A 2205-nucleotide genomic window follows, 5' to 3' on the forward strand; every position below is an offset into this window, starting at 1 on the left:
GTTTATCACGGTGCTGTTCATGGCGAACTTCATGATGCCGCTCTTCGTCCCGGACTATCTGACGCCTGATCGTCTGCTGCGCCCGCTCATCGCGATAGCGTTGTTCTCGTCCGCCTATATGGCCGAGGTTGTGAGGGCCGGCCTTCAGGCGATCCCGAAGGGCCAATACGAAGCGGCCAAGGCGCTCGGGATCAGCTACTTCGACATGATGCGCCTGATCGTCCTCCCCCAGGCGTTGACGATCGTCATCCCGAGCATCGTCTCGACCTTCATCGGTCTGTTCAAAGACACGACTCTGGTCGCCATCGTTGGCATCGCGGATTTCCTGAGGGCCGTCGAAACGGCGCGGGTCGATCCGGACTGGGCAGGCCCGACGATCTCATCAACCGGCTACCTCTTTGCGGGACTGGTCTACTGGGGCTTTTGCTTCGGCATGTCCCGTTACTCGCAATCGATGGAGCGCCAATTGGCGCGCGGCCACAAATCTTAGGACGCAATGATGATGCCACAAGCAATGTACACAGCGACGAAGGCAACGCCCTACGACAAGGCGATGGCCATCGAACTGCGTGACGTCAACAAATGGTTCGGTTCATACCATGCGCTCAAGAACATCAACCTCTCGGTGAGGCAGGGGCAGCGCATTGTGATCTGCGGCCCCTCCGGGTCGGGCAAGTCGACGATGATCCGTTGCATCAACCATCTCGAGGAGCATCAGTCGGGCGACATCATCGTCGACGGCGAGGCGGTAACCGGGGATCTGCGCAAGATCGACGAAGTGCGCAGCAACGTCGGGATGGTGTTTCAGCACTTCAGTCTGTTTCCCCACCTTACGGTGCTTGAGAATTGCACGCTTGCGCCGTTTTGGGTGAGAAAGATGTCGCGGTCGGCGGCTGAGGAATTGGCGCGCCATTATCTCGATCGCGTCAGAATTGCGGAGAAGGCGGACAGCTACCCAGGGCAGTTGTCGGGTGGCCAGCAGCAACGCGCTGCAATTGCCCGGGCTCTCTGCATGAACCCAAAGATCATGCTTTTCGACGAGCCGACCTCTGCCCTCGATCCGGAGATGGTCAAGGAGGTGCTCGACACGATGGTGTCGCTTGCGAGTGAAGGCATGACGATGCTGTGCGTGACGCATGAAATGGGCTTCGCGCGGGAGGTGGCCGATCGCGTGGTGTTCATGGACCGCGGGGAGATCGTCGAGACCAACACGCCCCATCAGTTCTTCACCAACTCCCGATCGGAACGGGCACGGCAGTTTCTGGCGCAAATCCTCAAATAGGGACGTCTGCGCAGGCAAAGCGGCCGCAACCGTGTCAACAGATTTTTTAGGTGACTATCAAATGGCTTGTGCAGACACGCCCGCATCGGCGCTTGGGCAACGAAATATCGCGGGAATAGATTTCGACCAAATCCACGACCGCCGGCAATTCGGATCCGTCAAATGGGCCAACCAGTGGGACGAGTTCTCTCCGCAGGTCGAGGGCCAGGACCTGCTGTCCCTATGGACGGCGGATATGGATTTTCGTGCCCCGGAAACTGTGATCGCGCGCCTGCGCGAGGCTGCGGACCATGGCATTTACGGCTACACGCGCCGCGATCCGCGCCACTATGAGATCGTGCAATCGTGGTTCGCGCGCCGGCACAACTGGTCGCCGAAACTGGAGACCTTGCTTCCCGCACCGGCGATCATGCCGTCGGTGGCTGCGATACTGCGAACCTTCACGAAGGCCGGTGACGGTGTCATCGTGCAGTCGCCCGTGTACTCACCCTATTTCGAAGTGATTCAGGGTAATGGGCGGGTTCTGCTTACGAACCGGCTGAGGTTGCAAAACAACGGATATGAGCTCGATCTGGAAGACTTCGAGAAACTGGCGGTCGGAGGCGCCAAGGCGTTCCTGCTCTGCAATCCTCATAATCCTGCCGGAAAGGCCTGGACACTCGAAGAATTGGCAGCGCTGAACGACATTTGTGAGCGCCACGGACTTTTGGTCATATCCGACGACATTCACTGCGACATAAGGCTGTCGGATCGTCCCCACACCGTCTTTTCGTCCATTTCAAGCGATGCTGCGGAGAAGTCGTTCATCTGCACCGCACCGACGAAAACCTTCAACCTGGCTGGCATTCCTTCAGCAACAATTTCGGTAGCGAACAAAAAACGCCGCGACGAGCTCCTTGCCGCAATGCAGGCGTCGTTCATGG

General features: G+C 58.5%; 3 protein-coding genes. All 3 read left to right on the forward strand.

Going from position 1 to position 2205, the window contains the following annotated elements:
- Nucleotides 1-490 (forward strand): amino acid ABC transporter permease (locus E5W70_RS31890; protein ID WP_292665283.1); only part of this gene is annotated, 490 nt, incomplete at its 5' end.
- 63 nt (nt 491-553) lie between these two features.
- The gene (locus E5W70_RS31895; protein WP_366509778.1) at nt 554-1282 is read left to right on the forward strand and encodes an amino acid ABC transporter ATP-binding protein; all 729 of its coding nucleotides are present in this window, start codon (nt 554-556) and stop codon (nt 1280-1282) included.
- Nucleotides 1283-1343: 61 nt separating this feature from the next.
- The coding region (locus E5W70_RS31900) for an aminotransferase class I/II-fold pyridoxal phosphate-dependent enzyme (protein WP_292665287.1) at nt 1344-2205 on the forward strand (862 nt) is incomplete at its 3' end.

This window comes from Mesorhizobium sp. (assembly GCF_005063415.1).
Classification (GTDB): Bacteria; Pseudomonadota; Alphaproteobacteria; order Rhizobiales; family Rhizobiaceae; genus Mesorhizobium.

Bases quoted from the DNA above. Each gene is read 5' to 3' on its own strand.
- E5W70_RS31895 (WP_366509778.1), top strand. From the start codon at position 554: ATGGCCATCGAACTGCGTGACGTCAACAAATGGTTCGGTTCATACCAT.